This is a genomic window from Afipia sp. Root123D2, assembly GCF_001425835.1.
Taxonomy (GTDB): domain Bacteria; phylum Pseudomonadota; class Alphaproteobacteria; order Rhizobiales; family Xanthobacteraceae; genus Afipia.
The window spans coordinates 1,626,829-1,648,474 of record NZ_LMDP01000001.1; the positions used below are offsets into that span (position 1 = coordinate 1,626,829).

Genomic DNA, 21,646 nt, shown 5'->3' on the forward strand with positions numbered 1-21,646 from the left:
GCATTTTCCACCATATTTAGTGTTTGATTCAGGTTTTAGCACTAACCCTTGACGGGCCAGCCGGAGTCGGCCTAGCTTTGGATTGTTCGGCGCGGGTGTTTTCAGTCTCGCCGGACCACTCCTGAAAGGGTCGACAGACACCTCCGTCAAGCCGGTTGAGGCTACGGACTGAGGATTTGTCTGCGCGCTTTTGACTGCCGGGCAGCAAGCCCGAAAGACAAACCACGGCTTCATAACGTGGTCGGGAAACAGGTGTTTTGGGGCGTTCGAGCATCGGGGTCTGGGGACCCCGCCTTGCTCACCAGAGATGAACAGGCCGGACACCGGCCGAACTGCGGCCGAATGGGTCGCAAAATTGGAATCGCCGGCCTACCTATTGATGGGCGCCGGACAACGTGACGGGGCAATACGATGCGAATTGAACGCCGCTACACCAATGACGGTCAGTCTCCCTACGCCGGGATCGAGTTCAGGCTGACCACCAGTGAGATTCGCAACCCCGACGGCTCGGTGGTGTTCCGCCTTGAGAACGTCGAGGTGCCGGAGGCCTGGTCGCAGGTCGCCTCCGACGTGCTCGCCCAGAAGTACTTCCGCAAGGCCGGCGTCGCCAAGGTCCTGAAGAAGGTCGAGGAAGAAACCGTCCCGTCGTGGCTGTGGCGCTCGGTGCCGGACGAGGCTGCGATGGCCGCTCTACCCGAGGCCGAACGCTTTGGCGGCGAGCACTCCTCCAAGCAGGTGTTCGATCGCCTCGCCGGCTGCTGGACCTATTGGGGCTGGAAAGGCGGCTACTTCACCTCCGAGAACGATGCCCGCGCCTTCTACGACGAACTGTGCTTCATGCTCGCCAAGCAGATGGTCGCGCCGAACTCGCCGCAATGGTTCAATACCGGCCTGCACTGGGCCTATGGCGTCGACGGACCCGGCCAGGGCCACTTCTATGTCGACTGGAAGACCGGCAAGCTGACCAAATCCAAATCGGCCTACGAGCACCCGCAGCCGCACGCCTGCTTCATCCAGGGCATCGAGGACGACCTCGTCAACGAGGGCGGCATCATGGATCTGTGGGTGCGCGAGGCGCGCCTGTTCAAATACGGCTCCGGCACCGGCTCGAACTTTTCCCGCCTGCGCGGCGAAGGCGAGCGCCTGTCCGGTGGCGGCCGCTCGTCCGGCCTGATGAGCTTCCTCAAGATCGGCGACCGCGCCGCCGGCGCGATCAAGTCCGGCGGCACCACCCGCCGCGCCGCCAAGATGGTGGTGGTCGACGTCGACCATCCGGACATCGAGACCTATATCGACTGGAAGGTGAAGGAGGAGCAGAAGGTCGCGGCCCTCGTCACCGGCTCCAAGATCAACCAGAAGCACCTCAAGGCCGTCCTCAAAGCCTGCGTGAACTGCGAAGGCTCTGGCGACGACTGCTTCGACCCCGAGAAAAACCCGGCCCTGCGCCGCGAGATCAAGCTCGCCCGCCGCGCGCTGGTGAACGACAACGTCATCAAGCGCGTGATCCAGTTCGCCAAACAGGGCTACACCGATATCGCGTTCGACACCTACGACACCGATTGGGATTCCGAGGCCTATCTCACCGTCTCCGGCCAGAACTCCAACAACTCGGTGTCGCTGAAGGATGACTTCCTGCGCGCGGTTGAGACCGACGGCGACTGGAATCTGGTCGGCCGCACCACCAAGAAGGTGATGAAGACGCTGAAGGCCCGCGATCTGTGGGAAAAGATCGGCTATGCCGCCTGGGCCAGCGCCGATCCCGGCCTGCACTACAACACCACGATGAACGACTGGCACACCTGCAAGGCATCCGGCGACATCCGCGCATCGAACCCGTGCTCGGAATACATGTTCCTCGACGACACGGCGTGCAACCTCGCCTCCGCCAACCTGCTGACGTTCTACGACACCGCGACCCGCCGCTTCGACGCCGATGCCTATGAGCATCTCTGCCGTCTGTGGACCGTCGTGCTCGAAATCTCGGTCATGATGGCGCAGTTCCCGTCGAAGGCGATCGCCGAACTGTCCTACGAGTTCCGCACCCTCGGCCTCGGCTACGCCAACATCGGCGGCCTGCTGATGACCATGGGTCTGTCTTACGACTCCAAGGAAGGCCGCGCGCTGTGCGGCGCGCTGACCGCGATCATGACCGGTACAGCGTACGCTACCTCCGCCGAAATGGCGAAGGAGCTTGGCACGTTCCCCGGCCACAAGAAGAACGCCCAGCACATGCTGCGCGTGATCCGCAATCATCGCCGCGCCGCCCATGGCCACTCCAACGGCTATGAAGCGCTCGCCGTCAATCCGGTGCCGCTCGATCATGCAAGCTGCCCGCAGGCCGACCTCGTCACCCATGCCAAGGCGGCGTGGGATAAGGCGCTGGCCGATGGCGAACAGTACGGCTACCGCAACGCCCAGACCACGGTGGTGGCGCCGACCGGCACCATCGGCCTCGTCATGGATTGCGACACCACGGGCATCGAGCCGGACTTCGCGCTGGTGAAATTCAAGAAGCTCGCCGGCGGCGGCTACTGGAAGATCATCAACCGCGCCGTGCCGGAAGCGCTGCGCGCGCTCGGCTATCGCGAAAGCGAGATCGCCGAGATCGAAGCCTATGCGGTGGGCCACGGCTCGCTGTCCAACGCGCCGGGCATCAACGCCTCGACCCTCAAGGCAAAGGGCTTTACCGATGAAGCGCTCGCCAAGGTCGAAAAGGCGCTGCCGACCGCGTTCGACATCAAGTTCGCCTTCAACAAGTGGACTTTCGGCGAGGACTTCCTCCGCGACACGCTGAACATCGACGCCGAGGCGATCGCCGCCCCCGGCTTCGACCTGCTCGCGGCGCTGGGCTTCACCAAACGCGAGATCGAGGCCGCCAACATCCACATCTGCGGTGCGATGACCGTTGAAGGCGCACCGCATCTGAAGGCCGAGCACTACAACGTGTTCGACTGCGCCAACCCCTGCGGCAAGATCGGCAAGCGCTACCTGTCGGTCGAAAGCCACATCCGCATGATGGCGGCGTCGCAGCCCTTCATCTCGGGCGCGATTTCCAAGACCATCAACATGCCGAACGACGCCACGGTGGAGGATTGCAAATCCGCCTATCTTCTTTCGTGGAAGCTCGCGCTCAAGGCCAACGCGCTCTACCGCGACGGCTCCAAGCTGTCGCAGCCGCTGAACTCGCAGCTCATCGCCGATGACGACGAGGAAGACGACGCCATCGAGGCGTTCTACGACAAGCCGATGGCGGCACGCACCGCCCAGGTCTCCGAGAAGATCGTCGAGAAACTCGTCGAGCGCATCGTCGTCATGCGCGAGCGCGAGCGGATGCCGGATCGCCGCAAGGGCTATACCCAGAAGGCGACGGTCGGCGGTCACAAGGTCTACGTCCGCACCGGCGAATACGATGACGGCCGCCTCGGCGAGATCTTCATCGACATGCACAAGGAAGGTGCGGCGCTGCGCTCTTTCATCAACAACTTCGCCATCGCGGTATCGCTGGGTCTCCAGTACGGCGTGCCGCTGGAAGAGTATGTCGACGCTTTCACCTTCACCCGCTTCGAACCTGCGGGCCCGGTGCAGGGCAACGACTCGATCAAGTTCGCGACCTCGATCCTCGACTACGTGTTCCGCGAACTCGCGGTCAGCTACATGTCGCGCTTCGACCTCGCCCACGTCGACCCGACCGAGTCGAACTTCGACGCGCTCGGCAAGGGCGTCGCGGAAGGCCGCTCGCCCGACGTCTCGCCTTCGTCCAGGTATGTCTCGAAGGGCCTGACCCGTTCGCGCACCGACAAGCTCGTCGTCATGCAGGGTGGCGCCGACGCGGTCACTTCGGGCAACGTCACCGCGATTGGCTCAGCCGGTGCGATCGCACGGCACGGCGACGTGACCGAAGGCGCAACCGCGCTGAAGACCGCCGAGCCGGAGCGCGATCTCTCGCCGACCGAAAAGCTCGAAACTCAAGCGCTACAAGGTCAGAATTGGAGCAAGTCGGGATCGGCCGCCGCAACAGCCCCCGCTGCGCCAAGCAAGGCCGAACGCCGCGCCGAAGCGAAGGCCCGCGGCTACGAAGGCGACATGTGCACCGAATGCTCGAACTTTACACTGGTGCGCAACGGCACCTGCATGAAGTGCGACACGTGTGGAAGCACGACGGGGTGTTCGTGACATCTAACGAATTAGCCAAAAGAAACTCCAAAGGGTGCAGCGACGGGCAAAGTACGTCCTCTACAAGTACGTCCCCTAATCGGGGCAAAGTAGGTCCCCTACTCGGCGCCGCCGGCGCCGAGCGTGACTAATAGGTTCGCGGCGGGCTTCGGCTTCGCCGCGAAATGCCTAACCGAACGAATCGTGAATCAACTCTGAGACGTAACGGTGAATAGCGTGGTTGTAGAAGCTGGAAGGAACGGACCTGAAGTTACGGCCGACGTCAGGCCCTACAGGGTGCTGAGCCTCGACGGCGGCGGTATGCGGGGGATTTACACCGCGGCGTTCCTAGACCGACTCGTTACGCAATTCGCCCGCACACGCGGCGAGGATTGCCTCGATCTCGGCAAGGGGTTCGATCTCATTACCGGGACCAGCACCGGTGCAATCGTCGCCAGCGCGCTCGCAGTCGGCCGGCCGATGAGCGAGATCGTCAAGCTCTATCGGGATCACGGCCGCGAAATCTTTCCGCACCGGATCAAGGGCACGTTCAGCGCTATCTGGCGCATGTTCGTCGGAGGCCGGTACGTGCGGAAAGGGGACGCCGTGCTCCGTGACGCCCTGACCAAGGTGCTCGAAGCCACAACAATGGTCGATGTCTTCACGAAGCGCGGCATCTCTTTATCGATTCCCGCGGTCGCGATGAGCAGCCATCGGTCCTGGGTGTTCAAAAAGACGCCGGCGAGCGGCGTTCGCGACGACCTATACCCCCTGGTCGACGTGTGCATGGCTTCAAGCGCTGCTCCGATTTTCCGCTCGCTTGCGGCAGTGGAAGATCCCAACGGCGATCATGGCGTCACCCAGGTTTTCGCCGATGGGGGCTTGTGGGCGAACAATCCCATCATGGTCGGATTGGTCGACGCCTTGGCCTGCGCCCCGAGGGATGCACCGATCGAAATATTTTCCCTCGGCACCTGCTCTCGTCCGGAAGGCGAATTGATCAAGCCATCAAAGGTGCATCGCTCGATTCTGGGCTGGAGGATGGGCGCCGAAGCTGCCGGCCTTAGCATCACGGCCCAGGAGTTTGCGTTCGACAACATGGCCCGCTTCCTCGGCAACAAGTTCACAGAGTTGGGTCGGCCTGTCCGGAGGTTGCGTTTCCCCAACAAAGACGTACCGGCACAGATGATGAAGTTTCTTGCTCTCGACGACGCCCGCCCGGTGGCAATCGACCGCCTGATTCAGCAGGCCAGCAACGACGCAGATCTCGCGAAGAGCGCCTGCGATGACCCGAACAATCCGGAAGGACAGATGGTGAAGGCCCTGATGATGGGTCTTCCCGCGATGCCGAAGACCGGCGTGAAGATGGAGGAACTGACGTGAAAGACTGCAACGAACAGGTGAAGGGGTTTGAGCGGACCGAAGTCCGCATGTCAGACGACGGCCGCGCCGACATCTACGCGAAGGCGAAAACCAATCGGCGCCGGCTCAAAAGCGGCCTGGAGCGCGACGGCAATCCGAAGGCCATCGGTCAGCGAACACAGGGATCCTACGCGATGCGGACCATGATCCAGAGCGACCGCGGCGATTACGACGTGGACGACGGCGTCTACTTCACGCGCGAAAGCCTGCAGAACGACAAGGGCGAAGACAAGTCCGCGCAAAATGCGAGGAAGATGGTGTGTGCCGGCCTGCAGGATGACCGCTTCGCCGATCAGCCCGACGTGCGGAGCAACTGCGTCCGCGTCTACTACAAGAACGAGGGCTACCACGTCGACGTTCCCGTTTATCGTGAGATTCGCACCAAAAACCTCTTCACTGGAGAGGAAACGAAATCATATGAGATTGCTGCCGGCGACGACTGGCGAAAGAGCGATCCTCTCGCCAACACCGCCTGGTTCAAGAATGAGAACAAGACCAAGTCGCCCGATGCTACGATCAACGGCAACGACGGCCAGTTTGTAAGAGTCGTCCGCCTCGTCAAGGACTTCGCCCGCAGCCGCTCCGGCTGGTCCGACAAGATCTCGAGCGGATTCGTCATCTCGAAGCTCGTGTCCGACAATTTCGTGCGATCCGACGATCGCGATGACTACGCGTTCCGACACACGCTGAAAGCCATCAGCGCCAAGCTGTCATGGAGCGATGCCGTCAAGCATCCGGTGCTGGAAGAAAACATCGCAGAAGCAGGCGACGAAAAGACAAAGTTTCTGAAAGAGAAGATCGACGAAAACCTAGAGCATCTCGACGTCCTGGACGGCTACTGGTGCACGCACGAAGAAGCGATGCAGGCGTGGGACGCAGTGTTCAACACCGATTGGTTCTCCAAGCAGCCCGATCCTTCGAAGAAATCCAAGATCGAAAAGGCCAGCGGCCCCGCCGTAATCAAGCAGGGCGAGACCCGTTACGCGAAGGAGAACCGGTACGCGTGAGCCTGCCGCTTGAAGCCGCGCCATCGGACGCGCCCGAAGAATTGGATCCGGACGCCTGGTTCGGCGGGCTCGGCGACGACTTTCTCGGCCGTGTTCCGGCAGCGTTGCTACGCGCCGGCATGGTCGACGGTTGGCGGTTGCGCTGGGGCGGGCGGGAGCTCGAGGTTCAGGTCGACGAGGACTTTCCCTTCGCCGCCGCGCGCGTCTACCTTGTCGGTTATGAGCGCGGTCAGGCACAGCCTCACATAGAGAGGAATGGCAAGCTGTGCCTGGGTTCAAATGGAGTACCTGGCAATCGCGTCCGAACCATACAGACAGCGCTCGCCGAAGCTTTCCAGCTCCTCGCTGATAACGATACCAGGGAGCACGATGACGACTTCCGTGAGGATTTCGGCCTCTACTGGCTGAACTGGGCAGATAGGTCCGATCTGCGCGTTGAAATCCTGCCCGGCCCCGAGGGTGCCCGAAAATCGATCCTCGGCCGCGCAGCGCTGGCCGGGAAAAGGGTGCTCGTTTTTCCAGGCAAGAACGACGCGACGAGGATCTGCACGAATCTGACCGGGTCCGCGTCTAAATGGCTCAAGGAAACGCCGGTCATCTCGATCGATCCGCTTCCCGCCCCCGATCGCTATCCAGAAACCGCAGACGAACTCTGGGCGCTCGTCGAAGCTCGATCGCAGAGCGGCACCGACTTGCTGAAGCGCCTGATGGCCAACGCTCCGAAGGAGGCGTTTGTGGTCCTCGCAGGCAAGGCACCCTCCGGCCGCGAACATTACGCCGCCACGTACCTTCGCCGCCCCCTTGATCACTCGGGGAAGCCGCTCAAGCGGAAGACCATGCGCAGGGGCACTGAAAAGTCGGAAGATTCGACCAGAAGTCTCTTCGGCCGATTCAAACTCCAGCGGATTGCCACACAGCGATTGGATTCGTCCGCCTCCCGCCTCCCCGACGGGGTGCAACGGCAGGTGGCCGCCGCCAGAATCATCGTGGTCGGCTGCGGCGCATTGGGATCCGGCGTCGCCAAGATGCTGGCGAAGACCGGCGTCGAACATCTGCGTCTCATCGACCCCGAGCTCATGGGCTGGGAGAATATCCGCAGGCACGAACTTGGAGGCGGTGCAGTCGGTCATGGAAAAGCTATGGCCCTGGCACATTCGATCCGCTCCGACCTGCCGATGATCAGCTTTGTTGAAGGCTACGCAATGACGTTTGCTGCCTTCGCGCGACAACATCCCGGCCTGCTAAAACAGGCAGATCTGGTTGTCAGTTGCACGGGCAATTGGACCGCTGACGCATCGGTTGAATTTGCCTTAGCGCAGCCAGGTCACAAGGCGTCGGCGATATACGGTTGGATGGAGGCCCATGCGCTCGCCTCGCATGCCGTGCTCATCGGCAACACGGGTCCAAGATTGGCCGACGGCTTCGACGAGAACGGAGCATTCCGGCTGCCGGTCGTCGCCGGCGGAAAAGCCCCTCCGCCAGAATGCGGCGGCGCGACGACGACGTTCGGCGCCATCGAACTTTCACACGCCCAAGCCCTCGTCGCCAGGCTCGCAATGGACGCCATGCGCGAACACGAAACGGCGCCGGCGTGGCACACACGGATCGCAGACACCGACGCCTTCGAGGAAGCCGAAGCGGCGGTAACCTCCGGCTGGGCGGCAGCTCGGGGACAGCCGGGAAACACTGGCGGCCTATTCATCGCCGAATGGCCGTTTCCATGATCGAGCCGCAACTGACGTTTAGTGTTGGGCGGATCGCGGTCCAAGTCGCAAAAGAGGCGCTTGCGACCTTCGCTGCCAATCGACAATTGCGGTTCTACCAGCGCGAAGCAGGCGGACAACTTTTCGCACGCGTTCGCGGAAACGACTGGGAAATCGTCACGGCGACGGGACCCCGGTCGCGCGACCGCCGCGGCCGTTTTTCGTTCTGGCCACATCGTGCGTCCGAACAGAAGGAAATTTTCGAGCACCACGCATTGGGACTCGACTACGTCGGCGACTGGCATACCCATCCAGAAGACGCACCGAAGCCGTCTTCCGACGATCTGACCAGTATTGGCGAGATAGTCCGGAGATCGACCCATCACCTACCAGGGTTTCTCCTGCTAATCGTGGGCCGGAAACCTCTTCCCGAAGGACTTTGGGCCTCATTTCACTCGACCGGGGGCAAATCGAGTTCTGCCGTTTTCAACCCACCTCGATGCTCCGATGTGGAAGCCACCTCACCGGCACAGAAAGTCTAGGAGGGAACGATGACGAAGAACATCGTAGTGTTCTCGGACGGCACCGGCCAAGACGGCGGCGCGCGTCCGGAGCAGCGGATCAGCAACATCTACAAAATGTACCGCATTTCGCGCGACCACGCTGACACTGGCATCGATCCTTCGGAGCAGGTCGTATTCTACGACGCCGGTCTTGGCACCGACGTCGGCACCACCGCCCTCACGGCTCCGGTCCGTTTCGTCCAGAAGCTGCTCGGGTCGGTGGCCGGCGACGGGATCAAGCGCAACATCGCCGATTGCTACGAATTCGTTGTCAACCACTACGAAGAAGGCGACCGCATTTTCCTGTTCGGCTTCAGCCGCGGTGCCTACACCGTCCGCAGCCTGGCGAACTTGCTCATGCTCTGCGGCGTACCGACGAAAACTCCGGGCGCCCCCCTGATGCGGTACCGCAAGGTGATCAAGGATATCGCGTGGGAGGCCGTCGACACCGTGCTCGAGCACGGCGCTGGCCATCCCCGCGAGGAGTTCGAGGCCGAGCGACTGGAATTGGCTCGGCGGTTCCAGATCAAATACGGATCTGGCGATGGCTCCGATGCAAACGCCGCCGCGTACTTCATCGGCGTGTTCGACACTGTGGCTGCACTGGGCGCCAGCGGCACCAGGCGCCTTGTTATTCAGGCGGGACTGACGGCTGGCGTTGCCGCTGCGGCCTTCATTGCTTCTTTGGTCCCAGCTGCTGTCGTCGGCGTGCTCACGGCCATCATCTCCGATGCCGGACTATTGTGGGGCTTCATCGTTCCGGCGTGGGCAGTGACACATATCGCGATGTTGGCCGCCGTGATCTGGTTTCTGAAGAGACAGCGGACCGTCAACCGCAAAACTATCTACGACTTCCCAAACAAGGGTGACCCGCCGCGCTCGCACGACGCTGAATGGACAGGAAAATACTTCGATAGGCTTCTCAGCAAGCATGTTCGCTTCGCGCGGTCCGCTAATGCTATCGACGAAACCCGAAAAGATTTCGATCGCGTAGGCTGGGGCGGCACGGAGCCGCCCGTTCATGCGCCGACGCCAGGTGTTCCCCGTCTTGTGCAATTCTGGTTCGCCGGCAACCATTCGGACATCGGCGGATCCTATCCAGAGCCCGAGGCGCGGCTCTCGGACGTTGCCCTGCATTGGATGTGCGAACAGGCAGTCTCCGTGCCCGACGGCCTCAAAACGGGCCCCATATTCGTCAACGGTGCTAAAATTCCGCTTACGGGCCAAGCTGGGCCTGCACTTAACATCTTCCCTGCGGCGGACGGCGTGCAGCACTGCGAGGTCGCCGGCATGCGCGATACGCTAGATGCCCTCGCAGCGAAACTACCGAAGTGGGGCTGGCTGCAGCGCTACATCGCCGGCAAGAACTGGGAGACAAAGGTGCGCGAAATGACACACGACGCGCGTGTCGATCCGACCGTCCAGACCCGCGCCAACCTGCCAAAGGTGATCCAATGCGCTAACGTGGGGCCGTACCGACCGGAAGCCTTACGCAACCACGATCACTTCAAGCAGTATTATTCATCAGATGAAGGAACATCGAGTCATTCGGAGCCTTCGTCTAAAGCCTAACGACAGACCGCATCTTCAATTGGCAAGTGCGCGGCAGTGATGAAGGCCATTTCTTAGTCCGCGACGAGTTCATAACAAGATGTTGGGTGGGCGCATTAACCATGCGCGAAGCTTGCTGAATACAAATTGCGTTGAGTGTGATATAGTTAATATGGAGTCACTTTTTTCTACCTCGAAGGTTGCAGGATTGTATCCCACGCGATCTTCGCAATTTCAGAACACCAATAGCTGTTGAAGTCGCGGCGCGGGCGATCGGGCTTCCCGTATTGCGCAGGATGCGCCGCCCTGGGTCGATTTCGATGATTGTGCCGGTCGTCGCCGAAAATCGCGAGAGGTCAAAGCCATGTCACACCGTCTGATTTGCGCTCCGTTAGGTCGCGCTTGATAGCGGCGCACACCTCCATTCCATTGTAGCAAGCCTTCAGAAGCCAATCTCCTTGGCAAGGATTCGCGGCATAGATTCAAAGACTTCCTCTAAGTCTTTGATCGCAGATTCTTTTTCTGAATTTTCCTTGGGACTCTTGCAGGGTTCCAGGGAATCCTTGCCTTGAGGAAAGCAATCCTCGCCTCAAGGAGACCACGACGTAGCCCAAACGAAAACAAGCGGCCTCGTTAGCAGCGAGACCGCTTGTTTGCTGGATCGAAGACCGACCCAAACGAGCCCGAAAAGGCGTTTGGATTCTGCTCCTCGCTGCCGCATCACGCAAGCGGTTTGACGCAGAAAACCGGCCCTCGATCCAAAATTCTAGGAAGCTTGACGCCGGCCGTTTCGGCGAACGGCGGAGCTTTGCCAAGGCAGGAGCCGAAGACGATGATGACGCTTGAAGAATATCTGACACCGGACCCATCGCTCCGAAACCCGCGCCCGTGCGCAGAATTTACTCCGGATCCGCCGCCGAGTCTCAGAAGCCGTTCGATCTCGCTGCACTCGGCGATCAGCGTGCACGGCTGGGATTTCTTCGGCGACAGAAAGTTCTGGTACGAGGCCGAGCTCGAACTATGCTTCGCGCTGCTCGCCAGCATGCGCCCCGATGTTGTGGAAGTCGCCGAACAGGCGCCGGCGGTTATCTACGTCGATGACCATGGTCGCGAGCAGCCGCACACGTTCGATTTCCAGATCAGGCTGACGACCGGCAGCACCGGCCTCATCGCAGTGAAACCCTTCGCCCTGGTCGATAAGACCGGCATTGGTCGCACGGTCGAGCTGATCGCGGAGCAGATACCGCCGTCACGGGCCGACTGGGTGCTCCTCTTCACCGATCAGGACCTCTCGCCGATCGACATCTTCAACGCACAGGTGATCCATCACGCCCGACGTGACCCGTGGCCGGAGGACGACGCCGCTATGGCGAAGCTGCTGCGCAGCTTGAAGGGTGAGACCACCATTGGAGAGTTGGCGTACCAATCCGGCCTGGCCGGTTACGGCTTCGATGCCGTGGTTCGCGCCGTCGCCGACGGCAAGCTCAGCCTCATCGAATACGGAATGCTCGATGACCACCGCGTCGTCGCAGCCCCGAGCCGCAAGCGCAACGCCTGAGAGACCGATGCTCCAGCGCGTGCACGAACTCCTCCCTCTGAAGCCGCCGCGCTCGCGGAGGGCCGTGCGCTGGCACGTTGGCGAATCCGCCGTGTTGAGCCTCTTTGGACACTCGTGCGTCCGCAAGATCTGCGACAAGAATGGGTTCGTGTTCGAAACGCTTTCGGAGCCGAAACGGTCCATTGCACTCACCTTCGAGGAGTTCGACCTCGTCAAAGACGGTTACGAGTTCGATTTCGATCCGCTCGGAGCAACGCCCGGGAAGGCCGCAGCAATCCTCAAGAGCGACGAGCAGATGATCGCGGACCTTCCGGACGAGGAACGCGAGCTCGTGAAAAACAAGCTGATCGCCGTCAAGAAATTCCTTCTCTTGAAGGCCCGCGGCGCCGCCTCGCACTATCGCCAGAACCTCGCACCCATCCTGCTCAAGATGCAGGACGAATTGTTCGCGCCCAAGGCGCCACCCAAAGGCGGCCAAATGGGACCCCCGACCTTTAGGCTCGTCGGGCCCAAGCGCTTCCTTGAATGGGTCAATGCCTACCTGGAAATGGGACCGCTCGGCCTGGTGAATCAGTATCACCTCTGTGGCTGGCGCGACGATCGCTACTCTCGGGAGGAGCGGCCGATCCTCATGGATCATGTCTACCGCTATCTCAGTCGCGAAGCGCCGACCATCGCCTTTCTTTGGGGTGAAATGGAGACGAAGTTCGCGAACCTCAATCGCGGGCGCATCGAAGCCGCCGGCCTAGATCTTCGCGATTATCAAGGCATCGATCTCGCGCGCGTTACCAAAGAATTCAAGGAGCACATGGATGGGCGCGGCGTCGCCCTGCTGACCTGCCCAGCCATCGATCTGCTCCGGGTCGAAATCCGCCGTCTGCCACCGTTCGACGTGATCGCCGCCCGTAAGGGCGAGGAAGTCGCACAGCGCTTCTTCCATCCTTCTAAAGGCGGCGTACAGGGTCTGATACGGCCGATGCAGCGGGTCGAAGCTGACGATTGGACAACGCACCTCCACACCCTCGTGATGGAGCTCCTGCCACTCTGGGATGCGATCAGCCCAGAGCTGCGGGAGGCCGCGCCGAAAACGCGTTGTGTTTTCAGCGCTGCGATCTGCTGCACGACGCGTGTCATTCCGGCGATGACGCTCGCCCTCCGCACTGGCGCCTCCAACACCAAGCAGTTGCTGCGGATGTCCGTTTCAGACAAGACCGCGCTCGCGCGCTCCATCGGCTGCGAAACGCCTTGGGAATACCGCGCAACCATGGACACGTTCGTCGTTGACGAGGGCTCCGCCTTGCTCAACGCAGAGACCGAGCTCGTTTGCACAGACCTCGGCATCGCCTTCAAGAGCCCGCAGATCGATACGCCGCAACAACGCCCCAAGATCGAGCGCTTCTTCCAGACACTCGACATCCGAAGCCTCCTGCGGTTTTCGGGTCGGGCATTCTCTAATCCGCAGGTGCGCGGCAAGTACGAATCCCTGGCACGCGCCTGCGTCACCGTCGAAGAGCTCGCCGCCTTGATCGTTCGGTTCGTCGTGGACCAGTACCACAACCTTCCGCACGCGGGTCTCGGCGGCGAGACGCCGCGCGCTTGCTGGCTCCGTCTCACAAAGAAGCGCGCACCCACTACGCCGCCTGGTCCCAGCCGGGTCCGTCTCGCCTTCGGCGAGCCTTTCACCGTCACCATGCAGGCCGAAGGCATCGAGATCTTCGGCAACTGGTATCGCTCCCAGAAGATCGACGAACTGTTTCAGCGCAGCCCGCAACGCGACTACATCGTGAAGGTCGATGGCGAGGACCTGGGTGCCATTTCGCTACGGGTCGACGGCGGTTGGCTGACGGTGTGCGGCCCCGAGATCATGAAAGGCGTCAACGTCGCGATCTGGGAGGCGGCGCTCGCAAACCTGCGGCGGCAGGACGAGGACTTGCAGAACCTCGTCAAGCCGGTCGTTCATCGCGCCATCGAGTTCGCACAGGCCGGCGACGCCGAGACCCGCAAGCGCCTCAGCATCCTCTACCGGCCGAAGACCCGCGAGCAGCTTGAGGCGATCCGGATTCGCATGAACCAGACCGTCCGACACCGAGAGGAGGTTCTCTCCCCACCGACAGGTCCGATCGACATTCTCGGAGGTCGTGTTTTCGTCGGCACCAAGGCTCCGCCCAACGGGCCGGCGCAGCTGCTGCCACCGCCCGAGGAGCCGATGGCCCAGATCGAAGCAACCACCGAGCGCGTCAGATCCAAGGTGCCGCGCGCCGTGCCCGCAAACCGTCAACCCGCCCCCGAAATCCGCCTCCGCAAACCGCCGCGCGAGTGGAAACCCAAGGAGCGCAAATGACCTACGACAATGCCGATCCCGCCGCTTACCTGCGCGCGTTGCTCAGTCCGGCCGATCTCGCGCTCGTTGCCCGCATCGAGAAGGCAAAAACCACCTACATGACGTCGGAACGCGACGACGATCTCGTGCGTCTCCTTAAACGCCTCACCATCAACGCGCAGATACGGCGTGATCCGAACAAGCCGCATGCCGCCAATAACCGCGCTCCGGGCAAGGGCATCGTCGTCATTGGCCCCAGCGGTGCAGGCAAATCCCGGCTCCTGGAAGAAACTTTTCGCGATCACGCGGCCTTTCCGAACTTCTGCGTCAAGGACGCCTGGTGCCCGCTGATCTCTATCACCGCGCCCAGCCCATGCACGCTCGGGCAACTCGGCATCCGCGTGCTCGACCTGATGGATTACGACCTTCAGCGCGACATCCGCGAGAACAACGCCTGGCTCCGGGTCAGGCAGCAAATTCGCGAGAACAACGTGCTGTTTCTCGCGATCGATGATCTCCAGCACGTCCTGCATGGCCACAGCGTCGACGAGGTCCAGAAGGTACGCGACACGCTCAAGGACCTGATGACCAATCCCGAATGGCCCGTGCAACTGATCCTGTCCGGCATCCCCGAACTGCTGCCCTTCTTCCGTCATGACCGCCAGCTCCGGCGCCGGCTCCGTTTCATGTACCTGACCAAGCTAACGCCAAAGGAGCACGCGGAGTTTCTGGAGCAGGCGCTCCAACATTACGCGGAAGAGGTGAAGCTCAAGATCGACGTCCAACCCGGCGACGACATCATCGCCCGTTTGCTGCACGCGGGCCAATACGAGATGGGCATCACGCTCGAAATTCTCGCCGAGGCAATGGAAGACGCGATCGATCGCAACGCCACGCACATTACCAGGATGGATTTCGCGAACGCATATGCCGCTCGCAACCTGATGCCGGACGACCAGAATCCTTTCATCTCGAGCGCGTGGCACACCATCGACACCACGCGCCTGCAGACCAAGGACGTCGAAGAAATCGACGATGCCACCACGCCCGTCGGCCGGAAGAACGCCAAGAAAGGCAGGACGTCGTGAGGCCGCTCCGTCTTACCGTCCCCCTCGGCGTCGGCGAAACGCCCGCATCCTTCGTCTCCAGGCTCGCGGTCCGATATGCGCCGTCCGCTCGCGAATTCTGTCTCGACTTCCGAACCACCTTCCAGAAAGTCGTCGATGGCGATCCGCAGGCGCTCGCTATCGTCGCTACCAAGGGCGGCGTCGCGCTCGAAGCGCTCGCGGCAAACGCCTTCGTCAAAACCGGCGAGCGGCGTTATCTGCTGCGTGGTCAGGATCTGGTCCGCGGCAGCTTGCGACGTGCCACCGTCGCTATCTGCCCGAAATGCTGCGCCAGCGACATCGCTGACGCGCCAAACCTGCGCGCCGAGCTCGCGCCATATCAGCGCTCGCTCTGGCAGATCACTGCCGTCAAAACGTGCCCGATCCACACCACACCGCTGATGGTCCTCGACCAGAACCTGACCCCGAGCCTGCTGCATGATTGGTCCCGCCACGTCAGCAAGGTGCTGCCGGACCTCTGTCGTTTGGCGGCCGAGGCCGGCACGCGGACGCTCACCGGGCTCGAGACCTACATCGTCGATCGCGTCGCTGGTCGGGCAGCAGAGAGCGTCCTGCTCGACGGCATGCCCCTGCACGTGGCCATCGCCGGCTGTGAACTGTTCGGCGCGGTCGCAACGCTCGGGCGCATGCCCAACCTCAAGACGTTAGCCGACAATGAGTGGCGCCGCGCCGGCGCTGCCGGTTTCGACATCCTGAATGGCGGCAAGTCGGCGGTCGACACAGTCCTGCGTGGACTCCAGGCATCGTATCCATATTTGCGAACTGGCAAGGAAGGGCCGCAGGCCGTGTTCGGCCGCATCTACCAGGTCCTCGAGTTCGGGCGAGACGATCCCGCTTACGATCCACTACGCGACCTGGTCGGCAACTTCATCCGGACCCGCTTTCCCGTTGGACCCGGTGACGTCGTGCTCGGTAAACCCGTCGAGCAGCGCAGGTTGCACTCGATCAGGACGCTGTCGATGGAGACCGGTCTCCATCCGAAGCGACTGCGAAAGCTCCTCGAGGCTTCTCGCGCGCTCCCCGAGGATGCAGCCGATCTCGCGGACGGAAATTGCCTGTTCGATGCTGAGAAAGGCTCCCTGACGGCGAGAGAGGCCTTGGCCGCCACCCTGTCTGTTCGCAAAGCCGGTGAATACCTCAATGCCCCGCGCGTGCAGCGAGACATGCTTTATCGATCCGGTCTGATTGTTCCTCGACTCCGTGCTGGCGATCACGGGGCGGCTGACCAGTTCGCCACCGAGGACCTGGATAGGCTCTTGACGACGCTGCTCGATGGAGCGAAGCCGGTCGCATCGGCCAGCCGAGACCGGGTAAACATTCCGGGTGCAGCCAAGTTCGCCTGCTGCAGCAGCGAGGAAATCGTCCGCCTGATCCTAGATGGCAAAGTGCAGCGGAAATGGCAGCTCACCTCCGAGCGCGGCTACATGTCGGTCCTTGTCGATGTCGAGGAAGTCCGAACCCTGGTTCGCGGACCGGACCTCGGCGGGCTGACCGGGCTCCAGATCAAGGATAAACTGTCCACGACAGCCAAGGTTGCTTCCGCCCTCATCAAGCATGGCCACCTAAAATCAATCACTGCGATCAATCCCATCAACCGCTGCCCGACCGTGGTGGTGCCCATCCATGAGGTCGAGCGGTTCGAGCGCGAATTCGTGTCGCTATTCGCGATCGCCAGACGGCAGGGTCGCCATCATATGGCGGTCAAGAAGGAGCTTTTGGCCGCTGGGGTGAAGCCGGCGATAGATCCAAAGAAGATCGGGGCAACGTTCTATCGGCGCTATCAACTCAAGAGGGCGCTGCTCGCCGACCCTTGCCGATCCTAAAGTGTCATCCCAAAGAGCGACAATCCGGGTGTGATCGGCGTGGCGCTCTGTTCAGAACCACGATGCAGTGCCGAAATTATTCAAAAACGTGTAGATAGATCGTTCCCGTTCGCTGGAGTCTGCCGAAAACATTGCAAGGATCGATCATGCAGACATTGCCTAAAACATCAAACCATCCTGAAGTGCTGGAATTTCTGCGCCTTTGGAAACTTAGCAATCCGATCTATCTTGACTACCAAGAACTCGATGCCGGCTATGCTGCCGACTTCTGCCACGTCTCCGCCAAACACATCGTGCTCCATCGCGGGGGCCGACGCGTTCACGGATGGGCGCTCTGGAATTTCCGTGAAAATGATGTCGATGTCATCGTCGCGGACTTCCACAGCGTCTGGGAAAACCCCGAAGGCGAGCTGATCGACGTGACGCCGCCGAAGGTCGGCACTCGGATTCTTTTCGTGTCAGATCCAGCACTCAAAATCGGCCGGAACGGTAATCTGCAGCAACTCTACAGTAACCGCACGAGCGTAGCCGGGGCGCCTCGACTGTGGAATGGGAATCCCACCAACCAAGAGTTCTTCGGAATTCCAGATGATCATCCCAGCCTTGTCTCATATTGTGCCCGATTGGGCCTTCCAGATACGTCGATGGCGTAATACGCGAGAACAAGCATACTCAATGAGGGAATGTGCGGAGTGACCAATATCGACTGGAGTCAAAAACGCGGCATCGCCGACGAAAAGCATTGGAATAAGTTCGTGCCGACTGCCGGCGGCGAGCTAGTAGCGCCAAGGATCAAGCGCCAAGGGGTCAAGAATGCCGATTACATCTTCCCCCATGCTAAGGTCGTCGTCGAGCACAAGCTCCTTCAGACCGAATTCGCCCACTCCAAGGAGATATTGAAGAAGGTCGATGACTTGATCGCCCAATACCCTGACGGTCAACCAGATACCGCGAACCCTGTCCTTCGCGATGGACTGATTGACCTGCTCGTCAAACCGCTCCAGCGGATCGTCAATTCGGCCAATCGGCAGATCAAGGAAACGAAAGCAGAGCTTGGACTGACCAACTGGAGTGGCATCCTCCTCTGCGTGAACGATGGCTTTCGAGGAGTGCCGCCGGATCTAGTCGTCAAGATTTTCGGGCACATCCTGGCCAAGACCTCGTACAGCAACACGACCGCTCTCATTTACCTCACCAATCACTACGTCGAATTGCCAGATACACCATACGCCGTGCTGTATTGGCATCCTCTATATTCTCCGGATGCTAGTCACGATCTGAAAGACTTCGTCGACGACCTCGGGCGCAAATGGCGAGCATTTGGTTCTGAGCATGGAGTTCCGATGGACTTCTCGGAAGAGCGAGATCATGTCGATTTGAGCCAGATGTCGGTCATCACCGGACCGAAACGCAATACGCCCTATTTCGACGATTAAAGCCCGGTGTCCAGCGTCAAATGCTTTGCTCGGTATCCGGCGGCAGCACATCCGAGCGGGAAATCTCGCACCAACGAATTTCAGATGGTTGCCGGAGCCATAGGGGTTGTACTATGGCCGGTGCTGCAGAGGCTAACAGGTCGAATGAGTGGCCTGTCGATCGAAGACACCGCCGAAGTCGTACTCCGAAATTTCAAGGTACTGACGAGCTGACGGTGTGGTCGCTGTTGGTGAACAGCACCGCGTGGCTGCAATTGCGATAAAGGATTGAGCAATGCCAAACGAAGAGCCCATTTTCAATATTCATAATCTTGCAATCGTCTTCAATGTGCTGTTCGGGTTAACACCTCTACTGATGCTTCCTTACATCATGGTCAGCAGCGGCATCCTAGTTCTCGTCATCTTTTATGATTGGCCGACGCTTGCTGGCGCGGTTATTGTTATAATGGGTGCGGCTTATACTTTCGCGGCTGAGTTCTTTTTTCCTAGTCCAACACAGATGGCAAACGAGATTCGCAATGATCCGATGATGCTGCGAATCCGAACTCGACCGGGAAGTGAACGCGCGCTGGCACGTCTGAATTGCGTTTTGGATTTCTCCGAAAGAAGCAATCGATTAGTATCGCGATCGACAGAAACACTCCTGCTCGTCGGCGGCGGCATTATTGGAATAATTGGCATCGTCCAAGACAAGTTGCACTGAGTTCTTTGGGGTGCTGGCGGATTTCGCCATAGGGGACGTACTTTGCCCGGCCAAACCCAGTTTGCGGGCCGACCGCCGAATCCCCACGATAGCAATTTCAATGATTTGTAGCGGTAGGAGGGGACGTTTTATGCCCGTCGCTGCAAAGGGCCGATCTTGCGATCGGCCCTTTTGTTTAACCCGGCCAAGCATGCACCAGGCATGCATTAGTACGACGACCTCATTTCAACGCAGCAACATACAATAGTCGCAAGAACATATCGGCGGACCGCGATCCATTCAGCATATACGCACTCGCTGAAATCGATCGAACGGCAGTTCGAGCACGATGTGCCAACAGCCGATATTCCCGCGCGCATTTGCCAACAAAAAGCCCCGCCTTTCGGCAGGGCTTGGTGTTTCAGCACGCCAGCGGTTACCAACCGCCGCGCTATTCTCAGCTACCCATGCATTTCTTGACGGAGCTGGTCTTGGCCGCGCCAGCAAGCATCTTGCCGTCGGCGCTCTTGGCATTCTCCTCGCAACACTTCTTCATGAAGCTGGACTTGGCGGCGCCGGCGAGCGGCTTGCCGTCGGCACTCACGGCCTTGCAAGACGACTGGGCCACGGCGGGCACGGCAGCGAACAGGCTCAACACGACGAGAACAGACAGGCGTTTCATGGATCACTCCCGATTTGTTGGATGTCCAGCCTACCTCAACGCCCGGTTCTGACAACGGCCGAAAAATTCGCCCGCCGATGAATTTGTTCATCGGCCGTTCACGGGCCGATCCGAATCCGGTCAGGCCGTCATGTCAAGCACCAGACCAGGAGTCCTATCGCCGCCCTGCTCGGCCTGCTGTTCGATCATCTGCTGGATCTTCTGGGCCACCTTTTGCTGCTCAGCCGGATCCATCGCCTGAAATTCTTCCTCGGTCAGACCGAGCTGCCCGAGCATCGCATTGAACATGCGCTGCGCCGGAGTTTCGCCGACGGTATCGAGAAATGCCTGTTCAGCCGATTTGGCCTCGGGCGACTTAGCACTCTGGCTACCGGACAACGGCTTGCTCGACAGCAGCGACGACAATGCGCCGAGCGGTGATGTAGGTGAAATCGACATGACAAACCTCGCTTGCAATCCGCAAGGCGAAGCAAGCGACATGCCACATTCATCGTGACGAAATATCCCCGTTTTACACCGAAAACGCCATACCTTCGGCGCATCGGAACTGCCGCGCGGCCACCACGAAGAAATTTCTGCCGGGAAGAATTTGCAGGGTTCTCGATTTTCGCGACACGTTCCGTCACACACGCAGGAACCACACCACGCGCTCCGAGGTTGGATCAGATACTCGATCTCACCCCCGGAGGACGGTTCATGGTTCGCACCACGCTGATTGCCGCCCTGCTGATGGCGTTGTCCGCGACAAGCTTCGCGCAAGACCCGAAGCGCGGTGGCACCGGCGAACAGCAGCAGGCCTGCGCCAAGGATGTCTCGCGCTATTGCCGCAAGGTGATCGATTCCGATGACCAGGCCATCCTCGGTTGTCTGAAAGAAAACCGCGCCAAGCTGAGCAAGTCCTGCCTCAAGTCGATCGGCGGCGATCGCGGCTGATTGGTCTTGCACGCGATCAATAAGGCGGCGATTTCTTCGCGCGCTGAACCTTTGCGGCTTCCACCCACCAGAGCAGATCGTCCGCGAAGCGTGGAAACGCGCGCTCCAGCGCCTTGCCGCCGTCGCCGGTCGGCTCCCCGCTCTCAGAAAGGCTCTGGCCGATCGGGCCGACCGCAATGGTCGACGAGATCACGACCATGCCCATCTCCGACAACGTACCGTGCCAGGCCAGCGCCGCCCTAGCACCTGAAAAGCGCCCGGCCGAATAGCTCGCGATCGCCGCCGGGCGCCAGAACCATTCTTCGAGAAAATGATCGGTGAGGTTCTTGAGGCCGGGCTGCAGGCCCCAATTGTATTCACCGGTGACGAACACGAAGCCGTCGGCGGCGATGATCTTTTGCGCCAACGCTTCCAGCGCGGCGGGCGCCTCACCCTTCGGATGCTCCTTGTACATGCGGTCGAGCATCGGCAGTCCGACCGCCTTGGCGTCGATCAGTTCGACATCGCAGCCGCGTTCGCGCAGTCCCTTGACGAGATAATCTGCAAGGCGGATGCCCATCCGGTCGGAGCGATACGATCCGTAGAAAACGAGGATGCGGTCGCTCATGCGCGAGCCTCCTGTTGGAGCATATGCCTGCCGTCGACCGTATCATGATTGATGGGACGATGGTGCGGGGAGGAAAACCG

Annotated in this window: 17 protein-coding genes; 14 read left to right on the top strand and 3 right to left on the bottom strand. The window is 60.6% G+C overall.

Going from position 1 to position 21,646, the window contains the following annotated elements:
* Window positions 1–411: 411 nt before the first annotated feature.
* The 13 genes from ASC80_RS07855 to ASC80_RS07915 all read left to right on the top strand — a co-directional run bounded on the left by ASC80_RS07855 (window position 412) and on the right by ASC80_RS07915 (window position 19,365).
* The gene (locus tag ASC80_RS07855; RefSeq protein ID WP_056294716.1) at window positions 412–4,173 is read left to right on the top strand and encodes a vitamin B12-dependent ribonucleotide reductase; all 3,762 of its coding nucleotides are present in this window, start codon (window positions 412–414) and stop codon (window positions 4,171–4,173) included.
* Between the two features lie 207 nt (window positions 4,174–4,380).
* On the top strand, window positions 4,381–5,535 hold the full coding sequence (locus tag ASC80_RS07860; RefSeq protein ID WP_244487201.1) for a patatin-like phospholipase family protein: 1,155 nt from the start codon (window positions 4,381–4,383) through the stop codon (window positions 5,533–5,535).
* Window positions 5,532–6,581 (top strand): cyclic GMP-AMP synthase DncV-like nucleotidyltransferase, encoded by a 1,050-nt coding sequence (locus ASC80_RS24005; RefSeq protein ID WP_056294720.1) that lies wholly within the window; start codon window positions 5,532–5,534, stop codon window positions 6,579–6,581. Before ASC80_RS07860 ends, ASC80_RS24005 begins: the two co-directional genes overlap by 4 nt.
* Window positions 6,578–8,305, top strand: a complete 1,728-nt coding sequence (locus tag ASC80_RS07870; protein WP_056294723.1) for a ThiF family adenylyltransferase — start codon at window positions 6,578–6,580, stop codon at window positions 8,303–8,305. The genes ASC80_RS24005 and ASC80_RS07870 overlap by 4 nt, the downstream gene beginning before the upstream one ends.
* Window positions 8,302–8,826, top strand: a complete 525-nt coding sequence (locus ASC80_RS07875) for a Mov34/MPN/PAD-1 family protein (RefSeq protein ID WP_056294726.1) — start codon at window positions 8,302–8,304, stop codon at window positions 8,824–8,826. The genes ASC80_RS07870 and ASC80_RS07875 overlap by 4 nt, the downstream gene beginning before the upstream one ends.
* A 9-nt stretch (window positions 8,827–8,835) precedes the next feature.
* A complete protein-coding gene (locus tag ASC80_RS07880; protein WP_056294729.1) occupies window positions 8,836–10,419 on the top strand; it encodes a phospholipase effector Tle1 domain-containing protein in 1,584 nt (527 codons plus the stop codon).
* Window positions 10,420–11,230: 811 nt separating this feature from the next.
* A complete protein-coding gene (locus ASC80_RS07885; protein ID WP_056295790.1) occupies window positions 11,231–11,956 on the top strand; it encodes a PDDEXK family nuclease in 726 nt (241 codons plus the stop codon).
* Window positions 11,910–14,297 carry a TnsB C-terminal domain-containing protein gene (locus ASC80_RS07890; RefSeq protein WP_244487202.1) on the top strand — a complete coding sequence of 796 codons (2,388 nt, stop codon included), beginning with the start codon at window positions 11,910–11,912 and terminating at the stop codon, window positions 14,295–14,297. Before ASC80_RS07885 ends, ASC80_RS07890 begins: the two co-directional genes overlap by 47 nt.
* Entirely contained in the window at window positions 14,294–15,364 is a 1,071-nt protein-coding gene (locus ASC80_RS07895; RefSeq protein ID WP_056294735.1) for an ATP-binding protein, read from the top strand. The genes ASC80_RS07890 and ASC80_RS07895 overlap by 4 nt, the downstream gene beginning before the upstream one ends.
* Window positions 15,256–17,226 carry a TniQ family protein gene (locus ASC80_RS07900; RefSeq protein WP_244487203.1) on the top strand — a complete coding sequence of 657 codons (1,971 nt, stop codon included), beginning with the start codon at window positions 15,256–15,258 and terminating at the stop codon, window positions 17,224–17,226. The genes ASC80_RS07895 and ASC80_RS07900 overlap by 109 nt, the downstream gene beginning before the upstream one ends.
* Before the next feature lie 146 nt (window positions 17,227–17,372).
* Window positions 17,373–17,879 carry a hypothetical protein gene (locus tag ASC80_RS07905; RefSeq protein WP_156464299.1) on the top strand — a complete coding sequence of 169 codons (507 nt, stop codon included), beginning with the start codon at window positions 17,373–17,375 and terminating at the stop codon, window positions 17,877–17,879.
* A gap of 39 nt (window positions 17,880–17,918) precedes the next feature.
* Window positions 17,919–18,662 carry a hypothetical protein gene (locus tag ASC80_RS07910; protein WP_056294744.1) on the top strand — a complete coding sequence of 248 codons (744 nt, stop codon included), beginning with the start codon at window positions 17,919–17,921 and terminating at the stop codon, window positions 18,660–18,662.
* 274 nt (window positions 18,663–18,936) lie between these two features.
* Window positions 18,937–19,365 carry a hypothetical protein gene (locus ASC80_RS07915; protein WP_056294746.1) on the top strand — a complete coding sequence of 143 codons (429 nt, stop codon included), beginning with the start codon at window positions 18,937–18,939 and terminating at the stop codon, window positions 19,363–19,365.
* A gap of 436 nt (window positions 19,366–19,801) precedes the next feature.
* Here ASC80_RS07915 and ASC80_RS07920 read toward each other — a convergent pair whose 3' ends face one another.
* On the bottom strand, window positions 19,802–20,026 hold the full coding sequence (locus tag ASC80_RS07920; RefSeq protein WP_056294750.1) for a hypothetical protein: 225 nt from the start codon (window positions 20,024–20,026) through the stop codon (window positions 19,802–19,804).
* 120 nt (window positions 20,027–20,146) lie between these two features.
* Window positions 20,147–20,464, bottom strand: a complete 318-nt coding sequence (locus ASC80_RS07925; RefSeq protein ID WP_056294753.1) for a hypothetical protein — start codon at window positions 20,462–20,464, stop codon at window positions 20,147–20,149.
* A gap of 258 nt (window positions 20,465–20,722) precedes the next feature.
* On the opposite strand from ASC80_RS07925, the gene ASC80_RS07930 reads away from it, so the two are divergent.
* Window positions 20,723–20,959: a hypothetical protein gene (locus ASC80_RS07930; protein WP_056294757.1), complete on the top strand. Its 237-nt coding sequence runs from the start codon at window positions 20,723–20,725 to the stop codon at window positions 20,957–20,959.
* A 16-nt stretch (window positions 20,960–20,975) separates the two neighbouring features.
* On the opposite strand, the gene ASC80_RS07935 is transcribed toward ASC80_RS07930, so the two are convergent.
* On the bottom strand, window positions 20,976–21,566 hold the full coding sequence (locus ASC80_RS07935; protein ID WP_056294760.1) for an NADPH-dependent FMN reductase: 591 nt from the start codon (window positions 21,564–21,566) through the stop codon (window positions 20,976–20,978).
* Window positions 21,567–21,646: the final 80 nt, after the last annotated feature.

Excerpts from the sequence above, each read along its gene's own strand:
- ASC80_RS07935 (WP_056294760.1), bottom strand. The coding sequence starts at position 21,566 with ATGAGCGACCGCATCCTCGTTTTCTACGGATCGTATCGCTCCGACCGG.
- ASC80_RS07890 (WP_244487202.1), top strand. The coding sequence starts at position 11,910 with ATGACCACCGCGTCGTCGCAGCCCCGAGCCGCAAGCGCAACGCCTGAG.
- ASC80_RS07915 (WP_056294746.1), top strand. The coding sequence starts at position 18,937 with ATGCCAAACGAAGAGCCCATTTTCAATATTCATAATCTTGCAATCGTC.
- ASC80_RS07895 (WP_056294735.1), top strand. The coding sequence starts at position 14,294 with ATGACCTACGACAATGCCGATCCCGCCGCTTACCTGCGCGCGTTGCTC.
- ASC80_RS07855 (WP_056294716.1), top strand. The coding sequence starts at position 412 with ATGCGAATTGAACGCCGCTACACCAATGACGGTCAGTCTCCCTACGCC.
- ASC80_RS07885 (WP_056295790.1), top strand. The coding sequence starts at position 11,231 with ATGATGACGCTTGAAGAATATCTGACACCGGACCCATCGCTCCGAAAC.
- ASC80_RS07920 (WP_056294750.1), bottom strand. The coding sequence starts at position 20,026 with ATGAAACGCCTGTCTGTTCTCGTCGTGTTGAGCCTGTTCGCTGCCGTG.
- ASC80_RS07925 (WP_056294753.1), bottom strand. The coding sequence starts at position 20,464 with ATGTCGATTTCACCTACATCACCGCTCGGCGCATTGTCGTCGCTGCTG.
- ASC80_RS07880 (WP_056294729.1), top strand. The coding sequence starts at position 8,836 with ATGACGAAGAACATCGTAGTGTTCTCGGACGGCACCGGCCAAGACGGC.
- ASC80_RS07905 (WP_156464299.1), top strand. The coding sequence starts at position 17,373 with ATGCAGACATTGCCTAAAACATCAAACCATCCTGAAGTGCTGGAATTT.
- ASC80_RS07930 (WP_056294757.1), top strand. The coding sequence starts at position 20,723 with ATGGTTCGCACCACGCTGATTGCCGCCCTGCTGATGGCGTTGTCCGCG.
- ASC80_RS07875 (WP_056294726.1), top strand. The coding sequence starts at position 8,302 with ATGATCGAGCCGCAACTGACGTTTAGTGTTGGGCGGATCGCGGTCCAA.